Source organism: Leptospira abararensis, from assembly GCF_016918735.1.
Lineage (GTDB): Bacteria > Spirochaetota > Leptospiria > Leptospirales > Leptospiraceae > Leptospira_A > Leptospira_A abararensis.
In genome coordinates this window covers 1-21,530 of the sequence record NZ_JAFFPR010000005.1, presented here as the reverse complement: position 1 = coordinate 21,530, position 21,530 = coordinate 1, and the positions used below count along the sequence as shown (strand labels likewise).

Below are 21,530 nucleotides of genomic sequence, written 5' to 3'. Positions count from 1 at the left end.
ACGATTTATGTGCCAGTTTCAAAAAAAATCATTATTATTATTCACTTTGTTTTTATTGCAATGTACTGAGAAAAACAAAAATAATGACCTCTTATTACCTTTACTAGCGCTTCCACTGACAAACTCTACTGCTGTGGGTCCATGCCCGCCGACAACTCTTCCAACAACGATACCCATTGCAAATACAGTTGTCACGGCCAATTCCACTGTGAATGGATTCAACGACTCATCTAAAGCAATCAATGGCATTTGCGGTGGTGGAGAATTTTCAGGATCTTTGGATGTTTATGCATTAAATTTAACGGGCGCTGGTGCAACAATCGTATTATCATGGGGAGGTAAAACAGTAAAGAACGTTACGGGAATTGATTTTATTGTATATGAAAATCCTTTTAGAGTCTCAGAAACTAGCGATCGATATGCGTTTGATCCAATGGTAGTGCAAGTATCTTTTGACGGGACAAACTACTGTGGATTTGATCTCAGTGGGTTTAATCCAAGTGCAGGCGATAGTAATCTAATTTCTTCCTGGCCAGGATTTGGTGGACTTAGACCCGTTCTTTACCATATGGCCACCAAACCATTTAACTTGGATGAATTGTTTACATCTTCAGGAAATGGATTTTTAGTCGGAGGCGGCGATGGGTTCAATCTTGATGATTTAATCGTTGGTGGACCTGGTGCCAATTGTGATGCAGCAGCTCGTACGAATGTCCAAACCAATGGCTTTAAATTTATCAAAATGATTTCCGCATCTGCTGTGACCAACCCAAATACAGGATCAGGATATGTTTATCCACATTCCTATAATAATGGAGCTGATATTGATGGGGTGGTTGCAAAATCAGTGGAATGATTGGAAAACATTAAGTCAATAAAACAGATTTAACTGATTTTAATGGTTTGGAGTTTCAATTTCCGAATTCAGAATTCAATTAAGGCCAAATGAAACTTTATAAGTCCAACTCTAAAACAACGAGAAATTTTCTCACATCAGAGTTGGACTTATCTAAAAACAAAAGAGATAAAACTTATTTACCTCTTTCTACGACTCGATTTCCTTTCAGATCCACCACCAGAACTAGTTGTAGAAGAAACTTGCGGTTTGGTTTTGTTGGATTTGATTTCATTTCCAAACATATCCACTTCCGCCCTTTGTTCCTCACCAATCTTTTTGTATTCTTTAGGTGTAGATTCATCCTGATTACGATCCGAATCGGTAACTTCAATCTTCAACAAGAAAGAAACCACTTCGTTTTTAAGACTTTCTACCAACTGATCAAACATCTTAAACCCTTGTAGTTTGTATTCAATCAAAGGATTTTTTTCACCGTAACCAACGGTCCAAATTCCTTCTTTCAAATGATCCATGGCATAAAGATGTTCTTTCCAACGATGGTCTAAAATATCTAAGAACACATTCCTTTCGATCGATCGCCAAACCTCTTCTCCTATGGAAGAAACTTTGGATTCGTATAAATCTTTTACTAATTTGGATAAAATCTCAAAAACTTTTAGCTGAGGATTTGCTTCTTTTTTGAATTGTTTTGGATCAATAGTTTCAGTGATACCTAAACTTTGAATCCACTCATTAAGAGAATCCACTTCCCAAGCATCCACATTGTTACCTTCACAATACAGAATGACTTGGTTCTCAACCACTTCATCAAAGAAATCTACTATGGTTCGTGACATGTTTCCTTTGTCTAAAAGTTCATTGCGAATTCCATAAATATAAATCCTTTGGCGGTTCATTACGTCATCATACTCTAACAAGTGCTTTCTGATGTCGAAGTTATGACCTTCCACACGTTTTTGTGCACGTGCAATGGCATTAGATACCATACTATGCTCTAACTCTTGACCTTCTGGCATTTTGAGTGTATCCATAATACGAGCAATTCGATCCGAACCAAAAATTCGCATCAAATCATCTTGTAAGGATAAATAAAATCTAGAAGAACCAGGGTCCCCTTGTCTACCAGAACGTCCACGAAGTTGGTTATCAATACGGCGGGATTCATGCCTTTCCGAACCAATGATATGTAAACCACCAGCACCAATCACAAAGTCATGATCCACTTTCCATTTTTTAGCTTCTGCTAAAATCTTGTTACATTCTTTTTTGATGTTTTCGTTACGGATTTCTGAAATTTTTGATTCAGCTTCTTCAAACTTTTGTTTGATGAGATGTTCTCGAAAACTATAAACGACTTCTAATTCCACTTTGGCTTTAATACCCAATGAATCACAAAGTTCATCCAACTTTTCCAAATCTTCTTTGTATTTTGGTGCACCACCAAGGACAATATCCGTTCCGCGACCCGCCATGTTTGTAGCGATCGTAATAGCACCGGGACGACCCGCGTTTGCGACAATTTCCGATTCTCTTTCATGTTGTTTTGCGTTTAAAACGTTGTGCGGAATTCCATGAGAGGTTAGAAGTTTAGAAAGAACCTCTGATTTTTCGATAGAAATTGTTCCCACTAACACCGGTTGTTTTCTGGAAACTTTTTCTTGGATGTCTTTAACAACGGCATCAAACTTTTCGCGTTCTGTTTTATAAACACGATCGGGCATGTCTTGGCGTTGTATTTTCAAATTGGAAGGAATCACAATCACATCTAAACTATAGATTTTTTTGAACTCTTCGGCTTCGGTATCTGCAGTTCCCGTCATACCAGATAATTTCTTATAGATACGGAAATAATTTTGGAAAGTGATGGATGCTAAGGTTTGCGATTCACGAGCGATAGCCACTCCCTCTTTTGCTTCTAAGGATTGGTGTAATCCATCGGAGTATCGTCTTCCTTTCATCAATCGACCAGTGAATTCATCTACAATGATAACTTCACCATCTTGAACTACATAATCTTTATCTCTATAAAAAATCTTATGGGCTTTTAACGCTTGTTGCACGTGGTGAACTAGTTCAATATTTTCAGCCTGGTATAAATTTTCAACACCTAACAATTCTTCCACATGATGAACACCCGCTTCTGATAAAATTACATTTTTTGCTTTTTCATCAATCTCGTAGTCTTCCCCTTCAACAAGTTTAGGGATAATTTTATTTACTTTGAGGTATTTGTCTGTCGATTCTTCCGCAGGACCAGAAATGATAAGAGGGGTCCTAGCTTCATCCACCAAAATGGAGTCCACTTCATCTACGATCGCATAGTTATGTTGTCTTTGTACGCGGTGTTCTTTGTAACTAACCATGTTATCACGTAAATAATCGAATCCAAATTCGTTGTTGGTTCCGTAAGTGATATCTGAATTGTAAGCTACCTTTCTCTCTTCATGATCCATATCATGTTGGATCACCCCAACAGAAACTTTTAAAAATTCAAATACAGGTCGCATCCAATTCGCATCCCGCTTTGCCAAATAATCGTTTACTGTGACAACATGAACACCTTCTCCAGAAAGGGAATTGAGATAAATGGGTAAGGTCGAAGTTAAAGTTTTTCCTTCTCCTGTTTTCATTTCAGAAATATTTCCCCAATGTAAAGAAATACCACCCATCATCTGCACATCAAAATGCCTCATTCCTAAGGTTCGATATGCAACTTCACGCACAGTGGCAAATGCTTCAGGCAAAACATCATCTAAAGTTTCGCCAGCTGCTAACCTTTCTTTAAACTTTGTAGTTTGCAGAGATAAGGTTTCATCGTCCATCGCTTTGATTGCCGGCTCAAATGAATTAATAGCCTCTACAATAGGATTTAATCTTTTTAAGTCCCTTTCATACTTACTGCCGAATAAAATTGTTAATATTTTTTGAAACATACCGAGTCCGTTATAATTTTATAATATTTCGAAATATCGTAGTGGCAGTTTCTGCCATTGCTTTCTGTTTGGTGGCGATTTCAGAAAAATCACCAGTCCCTTTTGCGATAAAATCCTTATGAACCGACTGCCAAACGTTTAACATTTCTAAAGTTGGTTCCAGGTGAGTTTGAAAAGCAAAAATTTTGTTTTTGTATGCGAACATTTGGTTCGCATAATACCCACTTGCGAGCAAATGTTCTGCACCCACAGGGATGTCAAAAATATCTTCATGAAGGTGAAAGGCTAAAATGGATTCTGTTTCAATACCTTTAAATATCGGGTGTTCTGATTTTAAAATTTGTAACTCAGAAAAACCTGTCTCCGGACCCTTGGTTCCCGGACGAACATTGGCGCCTAACGCCTTGGCAATGATTTGTGAACCTAAACAAATCCCTATTAATTTTTTGTTTGGTAAGACGACCACATTGTTTACGATATCATAATATGGTTTAAAAAACTCTTGTTCCGCTGGATCCGCAACAGACTGAGGACCACCTAACATAACAATCAAATCAAAATTCAAATGAATTTCTGGCATCAAATGGATTCGTCTATCATAAGCATTTTGATAACTGATCCGATATCCTGCTTCACGAAGTATTGGTTCTAAAATCCCTGGACCTTCACAATCGATAAACCTGATGAATACTGCTCTCATAATGATTCCATTCCAAACTGATAGCGAAAGAAATTGAACTTAGCATCTTTGCGAATAAGATCTGCAGAAACTTGTTCCGAGATCGATCCTAAAAAATTATAATACAATCGCATGGGTTTTGTGACAAAGAGCATTGTCTCCGGTGTTCCCGTGATGAGCCCCCCTTCTTTCACTCGGAAAGGTGGCTTCATAAATACAATCGGAACTAGGATTTTTCTATTTTTGACTTCATTTTCCATCCGTTCTTTTGCCAACTTATATACTTCACCAAACGGGCGATCTTCGGTGATGTCTGGAACAATTTGATACGGATCTACGATCATGAATAAAGCTTTCGAAGGAAACCGACTTTGAATTTCCGCATGTAGGAGATTGAGTGCTGGGATCTCTTTCCAACAAGGAACACAATCGGGGGAGTATACATTGAGTGCAATTTCCTCTTTTTCCAGTCGGGAAAAAGAAATTTCGGCACCAGTGGTGGTAAGGCCAACCCAAGACTCCTCTCCAAAATAGGAGGATTTCGCGGGGGCACAGCTAATGAGACATAAACTAACAGTTAAGATGAGGGAGGCTTTCATAAATCCCATTTATTGGACGGTCCATCCCCATGGTTTGGACTATAAGAAGGCCTGTAAAGCCCGTTTTCGAACTTTACCTTGACATCTGACCCCTGCCCCTCAACCTGGTCTAACATTCCACTCTCTTCCATCAGGGAATCAAAAAAATGAGCCAATCGCACAAAGAAGACTTCGATATCGTATCCTTAATAGAACTTTGCCGGGAAAAAAAATACGAAACTTGCGTGGCCGGTTTCAGCACGATCGATAAAATTGATAAGATCACTCTCCCAAAAAAATTAAAAAACCGTAAATTAACGGTTCAAGCATTATACGCACTCACCAATGATATGGTTCAGTGGAAATACCTTTCCTCTGAAGAAAAAGCGATTCTCCAAGCAGAAAAAGACAAGTTGGCTGGAGTTACTTCTACTGCAGGAGCGTCTTTTGCTCCTCATGCAGAAGAAGATATTGAAGAAGATTTTATCCCTGAAGAAGAAGCTCGTAAACCAGAACTCGAAGATGGTTTTGAGGATGAATTTGGTGATGAAGCAGAGGAAGAAGAGGACGACGACGATGATGACGATTTCGACGACGACTCCGATGACGAAGCAGAAACTGATGAGGAAGAAGAGGACTAAGAGGTTACTCCCATTCCTCTAATCCCTCACTTTCAAAACAAACTCCTCTATAATTTTCAAACTCCCGACAATTTTTACCTACATTCGAAAGTCTCCCCTGAAAAGGAGGCTTCCCGATTTTTGTCTTCCCTTCACACAGATTCCATTCCTGTTATCCTAGGTGTAGGTGCCTTACACAATGTCCGCTCTTTTGTAGAAAACCCAAAGGACCACCAAATCATTGTTTTTTGGGAACCATATAATGAAATTTTTGAATTAAATGAATTCCAAACAGAAATAAAAAGTTGGGAAAATCTTGCAAAAACCAAAGGAATTTCTGTATTTTTTGTCGATGGATTATCCCCAAATTGGTCGGAACTAAAAAACAAAGTCCAAAACATCTCGAATACATCCCCATCAGCTCTTTCCAAATGGAGTTTGTACATTACTCCTAGTTACGAACGAATTTTTCCTGAACTGGTGAGCAAATGCAGCAAGGCTTTTCGATCGCAGTTTCTTTCCGATGGGGTCAACCAAAACACAATCCAACATTTCCAGAGGTTATGGACTCATAACTACTTAAAAAATCGAATCACACTATTCTATAACGATAGAAGTATTCAATGGTTCCAATACTTTACATCAAATAAAACCAGAGTTTTATTTGTGGGAGCAAGTCCAGGGTTGGAATTGGATTTGAAAACCATTCAGAAAGAACGGGAGTCCTTTCTTATTTTTTCCAGTGACACCGCCCTTGGATTCTTGCTAACAAATGATTTGATCCCCGATTATATAGTTTCATTTGATTCTGGGCGGGGAACCGCTTATCATTTTTTATTAAATATACCGAGACATATTCCCATTATTACTTGGTTAGGTGGATCGAGTTATATTTTTGATCTAACAAATCCCAAAATTTTAGTAAATACAGGCCACCCTCTAGACCAAATTTTGGAACATTTATTTCGGGAAAAAATTGGAAAACAATGGCCTCATTATTCCAACCCTAGTTTGAATTTACTCGGTATGGTTTTATCGATAACAGAGAATATCGAAAACAGAGAATTTTTTGTGAGCGGTGTTAGTTATTTGGCAGAACGAGGGAAGTCCCATTGTGCGGGGACCGGATACGAAAGATTTTATTTACCAGAAACCAATCGGAAAAAAAGTTTAGAACTTACCACCAAACGTTTGTATTCTGGTGAAAGGAAAGGGAAAAATCAGATTGCTTGGAATGAGCTGAATCAAAAGGAATCTAAACAAAACATTCAGTTTCTCTCCGAATCCAAAGAAAAAAGTTTCCAAACTAAATATAAAACAACGCAATTATTGCAATCTTTTCAGGGTTTTCCCCCATCATTAGCGGAATTGGCAAAGTGGGCCAACCAAGACCATTCCGGCATCATCCATCGAAAAACCCTCACCACTTGGTTGCGGTTTTCACTAAGCTAAGCACCAAATAGAACCGGTATCTCTTGTAGATTCCACTCAGCGCGCTCTTTGTTTGCGGGAATTCGATCAAAAACTTTTGTTTTTTTGGATTTCCCCTTAGGTCTTCTTTCTATATCCTCAAGAATTTTTTCCAATCTCTCTTGCATGAGTAAATGCAAATTCATTTGGTCTAACATATCCATAGTGATTTCCTCCACTGTTGTAATCACTATACAATTTCCCTGGGACAAAATAGAAATTGGATGAGAAAAAAATATCTATTGCGTCCAAAAGAAATTAAAATATAAGAGTGTTACGGGAAAAAGCGTTTGTGAATTTTCAAGATATTATCTCTCAATTAGAAACTGCAAAAGAATCGAGAATTAACTTTTACTTTGTTACAGAAGAACAAAATCAGGAGATATACGCATTACTTGTCCATGTAATGGGGTATATGGACAAACTCTATTTAGTAGAAGTCATCTTTACTGTCTTAAAAGAGCTTCTTATGAATGCCAATAAGGCCAATGCAAAACGTGATTATTTTACCCGAGAAAATTTAGACATCCAAAACTCTGGTGATTATGCAAAAGGAATGTCCCGATTCCAAGAAAATATCATCATGAAATGGAATGAACAGCTAAGTAGGTTAGACGGCGGAAATTACTACATTAGCCTACTCATGAAAGTGGAAGGTAAGTCCATCCACTTTGCCGTCGAAAACAACGCGCCCATCACCAAAGAAGAATTAGCACGAGTTAATCGAAGGATTGAAGTTGCGAAGAACTACAATGACCTTTCCGATGCGTTCACTGACGTTTCGGATAGTACAGAGTCAGCTGGTTTAGGATTAGTACTCATCCAACTTCTATTAAAGAATTCTGGAATTGGTTCCGAAAAATTCAAAATCTTCACAAATGACAAAATAACACGCGCTACACTATCTGTACCGGAAGTCACTACGCCAGTAGAAATTCAAACTGACCTAAAAACAAAACTTCTAAACGAAATTGATGGCCTACCACCTCTACCTCATTCTCTTACAAAAATCATTCTACTTTGTAACAATCCAGATTCTGACTTACATATGATCTCTCAAGAAATTGAAAGAAATCCTGCCTTATCAGCAGACTTACTCAAACTTTCTAACTCCGCTTTTTTTGCGAACAGAAGCCAAGTGAGTTCTATCCTACAAGCTGTGAAGGTAGTGGGTCTGAAAAACTTACGGAACCTACTCTATGTATCTGGGGTTCGTAAAATAATGGATGGCCAATACGGCAAAATGATGGATGTTTGGGACCACTCAAGTCGTTGCAGTTATTATGCACGGTATCTGGCAACGGAAAATAATCACACAAATAAAATTGCCGATATCATTGCCGTCAGTGCTTTGTTACACGATATAGGAAAGTTTCTTTTGCTTTCTGTGGACCGTGGATTTTTTAAAAAAATTGAAACCTACCAAAGAGGTGCCGATTCTGCAAACTCAACTTTATTGGAAGAGATGGCAATTGGTCTCAGTCATCCTCAACTCGGTGCTCTTCTTGCCGAAAAATGGGAATTTCCTCTCGACCTTCGTGTGGCTATCGAATACCATCATAAACCATTTTTAGCACCACCGGAATTGCGTGACCTTGTAGAAGTCATTTATATGGCTAATATGATGGCCGATTACCATGAACAGAAAAAAGGTTTCTATGCCATTGATAAAAACTTACTCGCAAAGTTTAATTTAGATAATATCGATGTGTTTTCTGCAGCCGTTACTAAAATTGAACTCCTATTCAAAAAATCAAATGAGTGAAGTAATTCTTTTTGATTCTGTTTCATTTGTTAGAAACGACAAAAAGATATTAGAGCAAATCAATTTTTCCTTAAACCAAGGAGATTCTTTAGCCATCATTGGCCGCAATGGTGCGGGAAAAACAACTCTTATCAACCTTCTTTTCGGTTATTCTTGGCCCACAACAGGTTCCATATCTGCCTTCGGGGAAACATATGGCGAAACACCAATGGCACCTTTACAAAATCGAATTGGAATGGTACAACCAGGCCACCAAGAATCCTTATTACAAAGGCTCACTACTTTTGAAATGGTTCTCACCGGTGTGATTGGAACCCTAGGCCTTTACAAAGAACCAACAAAAATACAACAGCAAACCGCAGAATCCCTGTTACATTCCATAGGCCTTGGTCATAAAATCGACCAAACCTATAGCACACTTTCTTCTGGGGAAAAAATGAAGGTTTTACTTTTGCGGGCATTTGGCGTGGGAAAAGAAATCCTCGTTTTGGATGAACCCACCGCCACCTTAGACATCACAGCAAGGACTGATTTTGGAAAATCACTATCGCAATTAAAAACCAATAACCCTCATCTAACAAGGATTCTTATCACTCATAGAATTGAAGAAATTCCAGAAGACTTTTCCAAAGTACTATTAATGAAAGAAGGGAAAGTTCTTAGCTTTGGAGAGAAAAACAAAGTATTAACGGACAAAAACCTATCAGATCTCTATGATTTGGAACTCCAAGTAAACGAAAAAAAAGGACAGTATTCCGTTACTGTCCTTTCCTAATTCAATTTTGATTGATTCAGATTACGAATAGTCCTCTATCCGCAAAAACCAAGCTCAAGCTATATCCAAACTTGGCTACAGCTTATCAAATATTACCATCTAACGAGAATACATGGATCTTTCAATAAAGTTGGAAGCCGTGCAACCTGCCGTCCCCACATCAGAAATGGATTTGTCTTGTGCGATACAAAAGATTTTCCACCAACGATTGGAATGATTTGGAGCTATGGAGTAGTTTCTCACCTCTCCTACACTTCCTTTAAAGATCCGAACATTTGCCCCAGAAATTCCCATAAGGGCTTCCCCAGACCAATTGTAAATACTGTAATAACGATTGGGTTGGTTCCAAACAGATCCTTGGAGGGTGATGGTTTCTGGACCATAACCCGTTGTGATATCATAATCCAAACTTCCATTGCCTGCACCGAGTGGAGTTTTATTATTCCAAACGATGCGATCATTCGCAGAATTTCCATATTGCAGGTGGGAATCCAAATCGCGAGGTTTGGCACCCCAAGAAAGCACCACTCGCATTTCGTTGTCAGGAAGGATAGGAGTCACAAGTATGTTTTGGTTTGCCGGTGTTTCTGATCCTGCGGAAACTACGGTTCGGTAAGTAGTTAAATAACTTTCCTGAACGGAAGTACAATCCCCTCTTTTTCCTGCACCTGATACTTCTAAAGTATAGTTACCTGGAGGAACCGATGGAATCACATAAGAACCATCAGTAGAAGTTTTAACAGAAGTTATGGTCACTCCATTGGCATCGATTGCATAAGGACCAGACTTTACGTTTACACCTGGTCGAATCCGTGCTGTTAGGTTACAAACTCCAGTATTGTAGAGTGCCGACAAAGCCCTTCCGGAAATGGATCCGCTGGTTTGGCTTCCTGGAACAAAAGTAATGATATCAAAATTTGTGGTGACATCTGCTTGAATATCTACAATTCCTTCAACTGTTTGGTAACCAGCAGAAACAAAACGAACCTTCCAACGACCCGCGTTGATATTAAAGATTGTGTATTGGCTTGCATTGGAAAATATTGTGGCTCCCGTGGCAATGGAAGTCGGTTGTACCCCTGCTGATGGACGGCGTGTGCCTCCATTCGGATCTACAATCTCTAAGGAATAAGTTCCAAGGAATGAAAATCCACCAGGAGTTCGTACTGATCCTGTTAGATGACCACGACCATCATTAGTAATGACAGGCGTGTTTACAACGACAGTGCCACCACCAGTTCCTACTTCTACAGGGAAGTAAGTGGTGATTCCATTTTTTTCCACACGAAGTTGGTATGACCCAGGAGAAAGAAAAGGAAAGCTATAACTTCCGTTTGATTGTGAAGTCACAGAACCAACCACTTGGTCAGAGCCGGAAGTCCTTGCGGAGGAAACAGAACAATTCGGAGAATCAAATCCACCCGAACAGTCACGGTGAACATCAGCGGAAAAATTTCCACCAACCAATCGGCCAAGAGTCACAGTGGCTCCACTTACATTTTGAGTGGATACTGCGTCAGTGACAACACCAGTTACAGTAGCTCTTGGACTGTGCATTACCACTCCATTCACAGTAAACACTGCGGGACTAGATGCATATTGGTTTGTAGCTATAGTAGAAGTATCTACACGTAGGCTGGCGGAAGATAAATAACTGGATTGGTAAGTCGGCGCCACTCGGTCCACAACGATGAGTTGGTAGGAACTTTGGCGGAAATTGTATTCGTCTCCATTGATGATATCAATCGATGCAGTGTTATCATTTGCTCGAGCCACACCTGGTGTTTGCGAAAGGGTTGTCGCAAGGCCAGAACCTAATTGATACAAAGCATAACCCACACGACCCGATTCATCATTGGTAAAAGGGACCGGAAGAATCGCAGGTAAAGTCACCACATAGGAACTACCACCAAAACTAAACTGGCCAGCAGAAGTGGTTGTGATATGAGCAAGACTGGATCCGTCTAGAGAAGTGTTCCCGAGTAATACAACAAAAAGTCCTGATTGGTTTGTATGGACGGCGCTCGAAGTGGGTGCTGTATCACGAACGGAAATAGATCCAAGGATTTGGGAACGAGCTGCAATCGATGTCAATGAAATCGTTCCCGCATTGAAGTTACCACCGTTCAAACTCACTTGTAATGGATAGGAAGAACAGGGAGAGGCATTGGATCCGCAGTAATTTTCAAATCCAGGGGCCGAAATATAATAAGCCCAAAGACCACTAGCTCCAAGAAACGAAACTTCCTTAGTTGTTGGATTTACTTCATAAAGTTTGTTTCCATAAGTTTGGTAAACCCAAGGACCGGGCCCTTGCACAGCCGCCAAACAAGAAGCAGTCGGATTCACTGCACAAGAACAAATAGAACCTGCTTGGTTTAAAGAACAATTAGTTCCAGCGACTGCACTCAGTGCTTCCACAATCCAAAGTTTGATGGCGTTTCCTAAAGTAGGATCATCTTTTAAATACAAAAGACGAGATGGGGCTTGGTTTGCCGAAGGCCTTACATTGATCACAGTTCCTGCCACATGATTTCCACCAGAATCTTTTACAAAGCCGGTAACAAGCGAAGGTTTTGCAACGATGTAGATCGGATCTGTCAGAGCTACATTTTTGGTTCCCCCCGTCGGAGAAGCAGTAAACAAAAAGGATCTAGAGACAGTATAAAAAACAGGGTTGGTTACTTCTAGATAATACACACCGTTAGTAAGATCACTTCCTTCAATGGCAAAACCCCCATTCCCCGTAATTTGCACTGTTTGTAAAACGGCGCCTTGTTCGTTCTTTAATTTGATTGTGAACGCTGTAGTGGAATCGGAAGGAATGGCACCATTAATAATATTTCCCGTCAGGTGAAGATCACTTTCCGTTGCTGCCATCCAAGGAAGGCTTGTTTCTCCCAAATCCACTTGTGCCACTGTGTTTGGATTGGTACCAGGAAAGGTAAAATGAATGAACTCTGTAGTATTGGCAAAAGGTTGACCAGAAACTTCTACAGAATCTCCAGAATACACAACCGTATAATTTCCGTTAGGCAATGGGTTGATAGAAATAACATAGGATCCATTGGAATTGGTCACCCCTGTTCCTACTGTGTTTCCGTTGGCATCCAGGATAGAAACAGTAATTCCAGCAATGGGACCTGCAGGCACAGTGACACTACTACCAGAAAATCCAGGGCTTGTGACTATACCAGTAAACTGCGCAGGACCTTGCCCATAATACAAACGTTCTGCGAGAAGATTTCCGACATTGACTAGGGTATAAGGATTTTGTGTAGGATCAAAAACAAATGAAAAGTCTTGGTATGTATAGTTGAGTCCATATCCTGTATTAATTAACACACGATAGTTGTTATTAGGAAGGTCAGTTAAATCAAATTGGAATTTTCCATTGGATTCTGCATTGATTGAAGCAACGAGAGTGTTTGTCTCTCCATTGGCAACCTCAATCCTAACAGAGATTAAAGTAAGATCAATACATCCAGGAGATTGGGGCGCTCCAGGGTTTCCGCAAATAATATTAGCAGGAACACCCGAAACCACAGGAACGATGGTTCCCATCACACGAGCGGGACCATGGTTAGGAACTTCTTGTTCAGAATTGTTGCCTGGGACTTCATCAGGATCTGTCACTCCGACAGAATCACCGGGAGTAGGAAGGGGAACACCATTAGAATCGGGAGGAGTCAAAGCACCAGCACTTGCATCAGAGACAGCACCACCAGTCCCGAGTAGGAACCAAAACGGCATGGATTTCTTTTTGCGGGAACAACCCACAACTGCCAAAGAGATGAGAACGAGAATTGTAAAAATTCCTCGAACGCGCATAGACTTACCCTCTAATCAAAATTCGCTTTGTGGTTGAACCACTGACTTTCCACTTCACTTCGGGAAATACCTAAGAACACCTGAAGTGTACTATTTGTAGTTCGTTTCCGTACACAAATCAAATCTTTTTTAGGGGTATCGGCAAAAAAAAACCAAATCTTATCGAAATTAGTGAAAAATAGAACTCGGAGAGGAATTTGTATTGCACTTGCCTTTGTTTTTTTAGCTTACTCATAGCGGAATATGTGGGAGAATTGGATGACACCAGAACAGTGGAAACTCCTCATGATTCCCTTTACCTATGGGTTTGTGGGTTGGGTGACGAACTGGCTTGCCCTAAAAATGACCTTTTATCCAATTCAGTTTGTGGGAATCCCACCCTATTTGGGCTGGCAAGGCATCATTCCTAGAAAGGCCCATAAGATGGCCAGTAAATCAGTGGATGTGATTACGGAACGCCTCCTCAATATTAGAGAAGTCTTTTTAAAAGTAGACCCGAAAAAAGCAGAATTGGTTTTTTTACCAGCACTAGAAACTAGCATTCGCTATACGATGAGAGAATTTTCCGATAGTTTGGATCCCAAACTTTGGGATATGATTCCCGAAGTGGTTCGAGAAGAAATCTATCATAAGGTCAAAAGGGAAAGTGGTGTCACGATCCGAAAAGTGATTCGAAAACTCCAAAGAGATATCGATTCTTTATTTGATGTAAAAGCCTTAGTATTAAAAAAACTTTCCGGCAAAAATGTAGGCCTTGTGGTAGAACTTTTTAAAGAAGTAGGAGCCCCTGAGTTTCGTTTCATTGAACGGTCTGGATTTTATTTTGGATTTTTACTTGGTCTTGTCCAAATGGTTTTTATGATTTATTTTCCCGTACCATGGACTCTTCCCATCCAAGGTGTGATTGTGGGTTATTTAACCAATTACCTAGCTTTAGAAATGATCTTTCGACCGCTAATCCCGAAAAAGTTTTTAGGAATTTTCACTTACCAAGGTTTGTTTTTGAAAAGACAATCCGAAGTTTCGAGACTTTATGCAAAGCTGGTAAGCGAAAAAATTCTAACTCCTAAAAACATTTTGTCTGAACTAATTTTTGGAAAGGCTTCTAATGATATCATTACCATCATCAGAAAAGAGGTGATCCAACATGTGGATACCATTACTTTTCTCGCAAAACCGGCGCTTTACGCAGCTGGAAAGATCGAAGAGTTTGAAGCTGCAAAAGAAAGGATTGCTGTTGCTATGGCAGACAATGCCGTGGAAAAATCGTTTCACTTAGAAGAATATTTAGGTGAGGCCTTGGAGATAGAAAAGATGATGGGGGACAGAATGTCAGCCCTTCCTCCCAAAGAATTTGAATCCATCTTACGATCTGCATTTCAAGAAGATGAATTGTTATTAATTTTAGTAGGTGCAGCACTCGGTGCTATGGTGGGATGGTTTCAAATGGTATTTATTGTATGACAAAAACAATTCTCATCACCGGTGGTAGTGGTGTTCTTGGAAAAAGATTATTATCGGACTTGATCGAAGACTATAAAATTTTAGCCATTGGGAAAAACTATGCGAGTTTTCCCGATTCCATCCGGTTCCATAAAAATTTCAAATTTTACGAAAGAGATCTCGTTTCCATCCATAAAATCGAAGATTTTTTGATTCCAGAATCTATCGATTTGATCCTCCACTTAGCTGCTGTTGTTTCTGGAGTCAAAGTCACAGAAGAAATATACCACCAAATCAATGTTAATTCCACAAAATTACTTGTGGAATTTGCAAAATCAAAAAATGTTCCCCATTTTGGATTTGTGAGTTCTGTTTCTGTCTATGGATCCAAAGAAATCAATTTGAACATAAGTAGTGAAAGGTCTGGAACCACCATTTATGCTAAAACTAAAGCTTTGGCAGAAGATTATGTATTAAATTCGGGTAAGGCCTACTCTATATTTCGAATGGCGAGTATCTATGGTAAGGGGACAAAAAGTTTTATTTCAAAACTACGCTCCCTCACCAAACGAGGGGTTTATCCGTTCATTTCGTCCAACCGTAAAAAATCCCTTCTCCATATTGATGATGCCACAAAAGTTATAGTGACATGGACCAAACAAACACTAGGTGGGAAACCACCAAAACCGGTGTATGTATTTTCTCACCCCGAATTTGTGACAGTAAACCAAGTGATAAAAACATTTCAGGAACTCGGGATCGCAAGAGACTTCCTCATTCCCATTCCCGTGGGTGGATTTTGGGCCAAATTTTTCGAATTGGCTTTCCGACTTCTCTCTTTTTTCAGAAGAAAACCCTTCCACGGTTCCCCTCTCCAACCTTTGTTAGAATCGGTAGCCATTTATGATTCCCAATCCTTTGAAAATTTAGGAATTTTTCCAGAACGAGATTTACGAAAAGGCCTCACTGACTATCAATAATTAAGGTACTGGGGGCCGATATTCTAAGTATGAAAAAGCGACTTTGCCTACTTGTTTTATTATGTCTTACTCTTTCTCATTTGGATGCAGCAACCTGGATCGAAGATTCTTTGAGTTTTGCATTTGAATATCCAAGAGGATGGGCAAAGTCTGTTTTACGACACCCCGACACAGTCCGAATCCAATTTTCCAAAACCAACAGAGAAGCCATCCTGCAAGTTGATGTCGCTCGTAGGACCAAAGACTATGATATCGACCGTTTCATTGAAGAAACAGTAGATACATTCTTAACAAAATACCCGGACTTAAAATTAGTCCGAGAAAAAATGTTAGAGAATGAAGTGGCCGGATTTGATGAATCCGTCTTTGTTGTGTTACACTACACGGAACACAAACAAATTGTTTCCAATCGATTTTTATTCCATAGAAAGGGTGGATTGTACTATGTAATTCAGGCAAAAACACCCCGTGCCTTTTTTGCAAAGTATTCGAAAGACCTAGACCTTGTGATGAAAAGTTTTCGCCGCGAAACTCGGACTAAAAACCGATGGCGCAATGATAGTTTGGCATACCTTGATCCGATCAAAGACGAAAGGATCATCCAATACATCTCCATTACGATAAGACCCATTGATTCCTATCCTCACGAACACGGGGTAGTAAACAAACAAGATGAGGAATGGTTGTTTTCTGTGGAAGGAAACAAAAAACCGGGCACAGGCGAATGGGACAACCGTACCAAACCATCCCCCAATGACAGCGGGTACACTCCAGCCGATGTAAAACCAGATACCCCTACTTCTGATGAACCTGTGGTCATTCCCGATAACTCTGGACTCTAGATAGACAATTTCACTCCGAGAACCTTAAAAAAGTTTCCAATCCAAATTCAGAAAATCTCCAATTTCCCTTGACGGAAGTTGGAAGGTTCAGTTTATCGTATATTTACGATAAACTATGGCCCAGAATAAAAAATCGGAATTTCCGGAAAATATCCAAAGGATTGCTTCCTTCACCAAACTACTCTCCCATCCTGCAAGGCTTGCTATTTTAGAAGTATTGGCAAGCCGACAAACCTGCGTTTGTGGAGAAATTGTAGAGATCCTTCCCCTCGCCCAATCCACTGTATCCCAACATTTAAAGGAACTAAAAGAGGGCGGGCTAGTTAAGGGAGAGGTTGAAGGAACATCTTCTTGTTATTGTATCCATTGGGAAAATTTATCCAAGGCCTATAGTGAATTTTCAGAGCATATTGCATTCATTCAAAAATTTAAAAATAATAAGGAAGGAAACTGTTGTGAGTAATCCAAAAAATATTTTAATCCTGTGCACCGGAAATAGTTGCAGGAGCCAAATGGCAGAGGGTTGGATGCGTTTTTTTGCAAAAGACAAGGCCAATGTTTATAGTGCAGGAATCGAAACTCATGGTGTGAATCCAAAAGCTATTGCGACTATGAAAGAAGCAGGAATCGATATCTCTCATCACACATCCAATCATATAAACGAATACAAGGAAATCCAGTTTGATTTTTTAATTACAGTTTGTGACCACGCAAAAGAAAACTGCCCTTATTTCCCAACAAATGCAAAACAATTCCACCATAACTTTACCGATCCATCCAAAAAGATAGGATCAGAAGAAGAAATTAAAAAAGCCTTCGCAGAAACCAGAGAAGAGATCAGAAATTACTGCGAAAATTTTATAAAGAACGAACTATAAAGGATAAAGAAGGATACAATGAATACACTCACATGGAAAGACTTTAAAACGAAATTGGATTTATATCCAGAACTTCAATTAAAATTTGAATATGGCAAAAACCAAAACATATTTCCAAACTATCATATTACCGAATTCAAATTAGCAAATATCCAATCTGTTGATTGTGGTGGGAAATCAGATTCTTGGTCCGAGATCATTTTACAAGTATTAGAGCCAAAGGTGGAAAAAGATACCGAGTCTATGACTCTCGCAAAAGTGAATTCCATTATAAAAAAAGTAACAAATTCTATGAATATACCAGAAGAGGCTACCTTACGAATTGAATTTGGAAATGAAGATACAGCGATGAGGCAATACTTTGTATCGGAGATGAAGCCACAAGAAAACTCTCTTCTCATCCACTTAAAAGATGGAAAAACAGAATGTAAAGCATCTGTCAGTTGTGGTTTACCAAAAGATGTGGTTAGTTTTCCAAAATTAGAGAAAACCAGTGCCTCTTGTTGTTCTCCTAAAGTATCACGAGAAGACATTAGTGAACCAGCAGGCTGCTGTTAGATGAAACAACTTTCTTTTTTAGACAGATTTTTAACCCTTTGGATCTTTGGTGCCATGGCCATTGGGTTACTCATTGGAAATTTTTTACCCTCCGTTGTTTTAGAATTTTCTTCTCTATCGATTGGAACTACCAATATCCCTTTGGCGATGGGACTGATACTGATGATGTATCCCCCGCTTGCCAAGGTGAAGTATAGAGAAATGGGAAAAGTATTTAAGGATGGAAAGTTACTCATCCTTTCTCTGGTTCTCAATTGGGTTATTGGCCCCATCCTTATGTTTTTATTAGCGATTTTTTTTCTGGCAGACGAACCGGAGTACAGAACGGGACTCATATTAATTGGTCTGGCTAGATGTATTGCCATGGTGATAGTTTGGAATGATTTGGCAAATGGAGACAGAGAATACGGGGCAGCTCTTGTAGCACTGAATAGTATCTTTCAAGTTTTCTTTTATAGTTTCTATGCCTATTTATTCATAACTATTTTACCACCTCACTTTGGTTTGGTTGGAACGGAAGTTTCTATACAGATTTCGGATATTGCAGAAACTGTGGGAATTTATTTAGGCATTCCATTTTTCTTAGGCTTTATTTCCCGCTATGGATTTGAAAAATTCGGTGCCAAAGAGTTTTATGAAACAAAATTCCTTCCTCGAATTTCGCCAGTAACATTATCTGCACTTCTATTCACCATCATCGTTATGTTTAGTTTGAAAGGTGGAATGATTTTGGATTTAACGGATGATGTGATTCGCGTAGCGATTCCCCTACTTTTGTATTTTGGCATTATGTTTTTTGTAAGCCTTTGGATTGGATACAAACTCGGTGTGGATTATTCAAAAAATGCGGCCGTTAGTTTTACGGCAACTGGTAATAACTTTGAATTGGCGATTGCTGTAGCCATCGGTGTCTTCGGAATCCAAAGTGGAGTTGCCTTCGTGGGAGTGATTGGCCCACTCATCGAAGTGCCAGCTCTTATTTTACTCGTTAAATTTGCGATAGGATTTAGGAACAAATTTTATAAAGAAAATACCAAACTCTCGTAAATGCAGATCCGTTCTCAACGATTCTCAATGAGAACGGCCTTTGATCCAGCTTCGGTACCTTTTGGTTAACCTCGACAAACGAAGTTGGTCTAATATGAGTCGTATCAAAGGAGAAACATTCACTATTGGAAGTTGGTTCTTTGACAAACGATTCAATTGGTAACGGACCATGGCCATATTAGCCAATCCTTTTAATGTTTTTGATTTCCATTGAGGATCAGGCAAACTTTCCACAATTTGTTTATCTTCTTTCCAATCACTGGGAAGGTTTGGATTGAGAGCCAAAGCCGTTGCAATGCCTACCAAGGGAACTCCTGATTCCAAAACAGACTCTGCAATTTGTTTTCTTCGAATTCCTCCTGTCACAAGAATGGGAACCGTTGCCGTTTTTGCCACCTCACTTGCAAAGTCAAGAAAGTATGCTTCTCTTGCTAGTGTAGAACCATCCCGAGATTCACCTTGCATAGCAGGAGCTTCATAATTTCCTCCAGACAATTCAATAAAATCGACACCTAACGTTTGTATTTTGGAAATGACTTCTTTTGCATCCTGAAATCGAAAACCTCCTTTTTCGAAATCAATGGATAAAGAATAGATGAATCTTAAGGATTTTGTCCTTTTTTTCGAGATTGTTTGTTTTCATACATTCGGCTGTCTGCAATGGCCATTAAAGTTTCCGGCTCTGACCCATCCTCTGGATAAAAAGCAACGCCTACACTGGTTTTGATTTTGAGCTTTGTATTTTCGAACTCAACTTCTCCCTCAACCATTTTTGTTAGGTTTTCAAGATCTGCGATGACAGAATCTTTTGATTCTTGATGGATCATAATAAGGCCAAATTCATCTCCTCCGAGACGAGCCAAAACATCTTGGTCTGGAAGCAAATGGGAAAGGCGATTTGCAAATTTGGATAAATAAAAATCACCCGCTGCATGCCCGTAAGTATCATTCACCACTTTCAAATCATCTAAATCAAACAGAGCTATTGTAACATTGGACTTGTCATTTTGAATTCGATGCAGTCCTCGCCTTAGATAGTCATAAAATGCAGAGCGATTGTAAACCCCAGTGAGGGTGTCGTGGCTCGCCAAGTATGCCATAGTTTGTAGTTTTTTTTCTCTTTCGGCCCATCGGTAAGCATTATGTAAAATGGCAGCCATAGTGCCGGACAACATATTGAGCACATAAGAATCGTTAGACGTATATGCACCAATTTCAGAGCTAAGGACTTTTAATACACCTAATACTTCAGAATCAAAATACAAGGGAAGTACAATCATAGAACGAAGACCAACAACACGACATGCGTCTCTGTTGACTCGATCATCCACTTCGGAATCAGTACAATACAATGTTTCTTTCAACTGAAGGCTAAGGCCGGAAAAACTACCTTCCCTTGGAATTCTAAGTCCAATTTGTTTTTCAGCAATTCCACTAGCCGCACGGTAAACTAAATCTTCTCCTTCCACAAGTTCAAACACAGCACCTTCCGAACTTGTAATTTCTTTGGCTCGGAGAGTGATGAGGTCTAATAAAAACGGGACATCTGGTTTGGCTGCAGTTAATTCTGTCTGGAGTTTTAGTATTTTTTCTAATGTTGAATCGGAGGAGTTTTCCATAGATACACTTGGAAATATATTTTAAACTCCTCTCTTTTGATCTAGCTTAATTTTCGAATTCCCTCTGCTAAACAATAATTAGCAATCGCAAGTAAAATATGAAAGATATCAACGTTCAGAACAGGGCCAGTTGAACCTTTAGTTCCGATCACAAGGCCTGCAACAATAAACAAAACAGATCCTATGATTCCCATCACTGCTGCATTTGATTTTCTAGGAAACCGAACAAGTGAACTGATTAGAATGATAAACATAGATAATCCACCAACAACAGTCGAGTAAATAGGAAGTGGATATAGATAAGAGAATGCTAAGTAGAGAAGGAATGCTACGGCAATGAAAAGGAAAAAAGTTTTTTCCGAAAGGGATCGGAAAGTAAAATGAAAGAATGCAAGTCCAAGAAGCGGAACACCCACACATCCAGACAATCCTACAAAGAATCGATAGATGGAATCAAGGGTATTGATCCCTAAAAAATGGATGGATCCAAGTCCTGCAGAAATACCGATGATGGCAAATCCATAAAAAGCAGAACGAGAAGGGATCGAAGACTTCCCAACGAATCGGTAAGCCATCGCTAAGGAAATTAAGGAAAGAATTAAGTCTGAAAGGAAAGTTGAGAAAACCATGGCTACGAATTAGAACTAATTTAG

The 21,530-nt window shown here is 39.4% G+C and carries 20 protein-coding genes; 12 read left to right on the top strand and 8 right to left on the bottom strand.

Going from position 1 to position 21,530, the window contains the following annotated elements; genetic code table 11:
• The first annotated feature begins 7 nt into the window (after positions 1–7).
• Positions 8–856 (top strand): LIC_13355 family lipoprotein, encoded by an 849-nt coding sequence (locus tag JWG40_RS00640; RefSeq protein ID WP_205283964.1) that lies wholly within the window; start codon positions 8–10, stop codon positions 854–856.
• A gap of 179 nt (positions 857–1,035) precedes the next feature.
• On the opposite strand, the gene secA is transcribed toward JWG40_RS00640, so the two are convergent.
• Genes secA through JWG40_RS00625 form a run of 3 tightly spaced genes read right to left on the bottom strand, consistent with a single transcriptional unit; the run spans position 1,036 to position 5,070 of the window.
• On the bottom strand, positions 1,036–3,792 hold the full coding sequence (gene secA / locus JWG40_RS00635) for a preprotein translocase subunit SecA (RefSeq protein ID WP_205283963.1): 2,757 nt from the start codon (positions 3,790–3,792) through the stop codon (positions 1,036–1,038).
• Positions 3,793–3,802: 10 nt separating this feature from the next.
• Positions 3,803–4,492, bottom strand: coding sequence for a type 1 glutamine amidotransferase (locus JWG40_RS00630; RefSeq protein ID WP_205283962.1), 690 nt, complete (start codon positions 4,490–4,492; stop codon positions 3,803–3,805).
• The gene (locus tag JWG40_RS00625) at positions 4,489–5,070 is read right to left on the bottom strand and encodes a hypothetical protein (RefSeq protein WP_232369074.1); all 582 of its coding nucleotides are present in this window, start codon (positions 5,068–5,070) and stop codon (positions 4,489–4,491) included. Before JWG40_RS00625 ends, JWG40_RS00630 begins: the two co-directional genes overlap by 4 nt.
• Positions 5,071–5,216: 146 nt before the next feature.
• Between JWG40_RS00625 and JWG40_RS00620 the strand changes: the two genes are divergently transcribed.
• Positions 5,217–5,690: a DNA primase gene (locus JWG40_RS00620; protein WP_205283960.1), complete on the top strand. Its 474-nt coding sequence runs from the start codon at positions 5,217–5,219 to the stop codon at positions 5,688–5,690.
• Between the two features lie 120 nt (positions 5,691–5,810).
• Positions 5,811–7,121: a 6-hydroxymethylpterin diphosphokinase MptE-like protein gene (locus JWG40_RS00615; protein WP_232369073.1), complete on the top strand. Its 1,311-nt coding sequence runs from the start codon at positions 5,811–5,813 to the stop codon at positions 7,119–7,121.
• Here JWG40_RS00615 and JWG40_RS00610 read toward each other — a convergent pair.
• On the bottom strand, positions 7,118–7,330 hold the full coding sequence (locus JWG40_RS00610; protein ID WP_232369080.1) for a hypothetical protein: 213 nt from the start codon (positions 7,328–7,330) through the stop codon (positions 7,118–7,120). The two genes, JWG40_RS00615 and JWG40_RS00610, sit on opposite strands and share 4 nt — an antisense overlap.
• A 101-nt stretch (positions 7,331–7,431) precedes the next feature.
• On the opposite strand from JWG40_RS00610, the gene JWG40_RS00605 reads away from it, so the two are divergent.
• Both JWG40_RS00605 and JWG40_RS00600 read left to right on the top strand, forming a co-directional pair.
• The gene (locus tag JWG40_RS00605; RefSeq protein WP_205283959.1) at positions 7,432–8,904 is read left to right on the top strand and encodes an HDOD domain-containing protein; all 1,473 of its coding nucleotides are present in this window, start codon (positions 7,432–7,434) and stop codon (positions 8,902–8,904) included.
• Positions 8,897–9,679: an ABC transporter ATP-binding protein gene (locus tag JWG40_RS00600; protein WP_205283958.1), complete on the top strand. Its 783-nt coding sequence runs from the start codon at positions 8,897–8,899 to the stop codon at positions 9,677–9,679. Before JWG40_RS00605 ends, JWG40_RS00600 begins: the two co-directional genes overlap by 8 nt.
• A 99-nt stretch (positions 9,680–9,778) precedes the next feature.
• On the opposite strand, the gene JWG40_RS00595 is transcribed toward JWG40_RS00600, so the two are convergent.
• Positions 9,779–13,510, bottom strand: a complete 3,732-nt coding sequence (locus tag JWG40_RS00595; RefSeq protein ID WP_205283957.1) for a Cna protein B-type domain protein — start codon at positions 13,508–13,510, stop codon at positions 9,779–9,781.
• Between the two features lie 285 nt (positions 13,511–13,795).
• Here JWG40_RS00595 and JWG40_RS00590 point away from each other — a divergent pair, with 285 nt between their 5' ends.
• From JWG40_RS00590 to arsB, 7 genes are all read left to right on the top strand, one after another.
• On the top strand, positions 13,796–14,974 hold the full coding sequence (locus JWG40_RS00590; RefSeq protein WP_205283983.1) for a DUF445 domain-containing protein: 1,179 nt from the start codon (positions 13,796–13,798) through the stop codon (positions 14,972–14,974).
• Positions 14,971–15,933, top strand: a complete 963-nt coding sequence (locus JWG40_RS00585; RefSeq protein ID WP_205283956.1) for an NAD-dependent epimerase/dehydratase family protein — start codon at positions 14,971–14,973, stop codon at positions 15,931–15,933. The genes JWG40_RS00590 and JWG40_RS00585 overlap by 4 nt, the downstream gene beginning before the upstream one ends.
• A gap of 29 nt (positions 15,934–15,962) precedes the next feature.
• Complete coding sequence (locus JWG40_RS00580; protein WP_205283955.1) at positions 15,963–16,775, top strand: hypothetical protein; 813 nt, start codon at positions 15,963–15,965, stop codon at positions 16,773–16,775.
• Between the two features lie 115 nt (positions 16,776–16,890).
• Positions 16,891–17,238, top strand: coding sequence for an ArsR/SmtB family transcription factor (locus JWG40_RS00575; RefSeq protein ID WP_205283954.1), 348 nt, complete (start codon positions 16,891–16,893; stop codon positions 17,236–17,238).
• The gene (locus JWG40_RS00570; RefSeq protein ID WP_205283953.1) at positions 17,231–17,653 is read left to right on the top strand and encodes an arsenate reductase ArsC; all 423 of its coding nucleotides are present in this window, start codon (positions 17,231–17,233) and stop codon (positions 17,651–17,653) included. The genes JWG40_RS00575 and JWG40_RS00570 overlap by 8 nt, the downstream gene beginning before the upstream one ends.
• Before the next feature lie 18 nt (positions 17,654–17,671).
• Positions 17,672–18,211, top strand: a complete 540-nt coding sequence (locus JWG40_RS00565; RefSeq protein ID WP_205283952.1) for a DUF6428 family protein — start codon at positions 17,672–17,674, stop codon at positions 18,209–18,211.
• On the top strand, positions 18,212–19,258 hold the full coding sequence (gene arsB / locus JWG40_RS00560; protein WP_205283951.1) for an ACR3 family arsenite efflux transporter: 1,047 nt from the start codon (positions 18,212–18,214) through the stop codon (positions 19,256–19,258).
• 24 nt (positions 19,259–19,282) lie between these two features.
• On the opposite strand, the gene JWG40_RS00555 is transcribed toward arsB, so the two are convergent.
• The 3 genes from JWG40_RS00555 to JWG40_RS00545 all read right to left on the bottom strand — a co-directional run bounded on the left by JWG40_RS00555 (position 19,283) and on the right by JWG40_RS00545 (position 21,506).
• The gene (locus tag JWG40_RS00555) at positions 19,283–19,753 is read right to left on the bottom strand and encodes a HisA/HisF-related TIM barrel protein (protein ID WP_232369070.1); all 471 of its coding nucleotides are present in this window, start codon (positions 19,751–19,753) and stop codon (positions 19,283–19,285) included.
• A 107-nt stretch (positions 19,754–19,860) separates the two neighbouring features.
• Entirely contained in the window at positions 19,861–20,877 is a 1,017-nt protein-coding gene (locus JWG40_RS00550) for a GGDEF domain-containing protein (protein ID WP_205283950.1), read from the bottom strand.
• 41 nt (positions 20,878–20,918) lie between these two features.
• Positions 20,919–21,506, bottom strand: a complete 588-nt coding sequence (locus tag JWG40_RS00545) for a DUF6962 family protein (protein WP_205283949.1) — start codon at positions 21,504–21,506, stop codon at positions 20,919–20,921.
• Positions 21,507–21,530: the final 24 nt, after the last annotated feature.

Bases quoted from the DNA above. Each gene is read 5' to 3' on its own strand.
- JWG40_RS00640 (WP_205283964.1), top strand. From the start codon at position 8: ATGTGCCAGTTTCAAAAAAAATCATTATTATTATTCACTTTGTTTTTA.
- secA (WP_205283963.1), bottom strand. From the start codon at position 3,792: ATGTTTCAAAAAATATTAACAATTTTATTCGGCAGTAAGTATGAAAGG.
- JWG40_RS00630 (WP_205283962.1), bottom strand. From the start codon at position 4,492: ATGAGAGCAGTATTCATCAGGTTTATCGATTGTGAAGGTCCAGGGATT.
- JWG40_RS00625 (WP_232369074.1), bottom strand. From the start codon at position 5,070: ATGAAAGCCTCCCTCATCTTAACTGTTAGTTTATGTCTCATTAGCTGT.
- JWG40_RS00620 (WP_205283960.1), top strand. From the start codon at position 5,217: ATGAGCCAATCGCACAAAGAAGACTTCGATATCGTATCCTTAATAGAA.
- JWG40_RS00600 (WP_205283958.1), top strand. From the start codon at position 8,897: ATGAGTGAAGTAATTCTTTTTGATTCTGTTTCATTTGTTAGAAACGAC.
- JWG40_RS00595 (WP_205283957.1), bottom strand. From the start codon at position 13,510: ATGCGCGTTCGAGGAATTTTTACAATTCTCGTTCTCATCTCTTTGGCA.
- JWG40_RS00590 (WP_205283983.1), top strand. From the start codon at position 13,796: ATGATTCCCTTTACCTATGGGTTTGTGGGTTGGGTGACGAACTGGCTT.
- JWG40_RS00585 (WP_205283956.1), top strand. From the start codon at position 14,971: ATGACAAAAACAATTCTCATCACCGGTGGTAGTGGTGTTCTTGGAAAA.
- JWG40_RS00580 (WP_205283955.1), top strand. From the start codon at position 15,963: ATGAAAAAGCGACTTTGCCTACTTGTTTTATTATGTCTTACTCTTTCT.
- JWG40_RS00575 (WP_205283954.1), top strand. From the start codon at position 16,891: ATGGCCCAGAATAAAAAATCGGAATTTCCGGAAAATATCCAAAGGATT.
- JWG40_RS00565 (WP_205283952.1), top strand. From the start codon at position 17,672: ATGAATACACTCACATGGAAAGACTTTAAAACGAAATTGGATTTATAT.
- arsB (WP_205283951.1), top strand. From the start codon at position 18,212: ATGAAACAACTTTCTTTTTTAGACAGATTTTTAACCCTTTGGATCTTT.
- JWG40_RS00550 (WP_205283950.1), bottom strand. From the start codon at position 20,877: ATGGAAAACTCCTCCGATTCAACATTAGAAAAAATACTAAAACTCCAG.
- JWG40_RS00545 (WP_205283949.1), bottom strand. From the start codon at position 21,506: ATGGTTTTCTCAACTTTCCTTTCAGACTTAATTCTTTCCTTAATTTCC.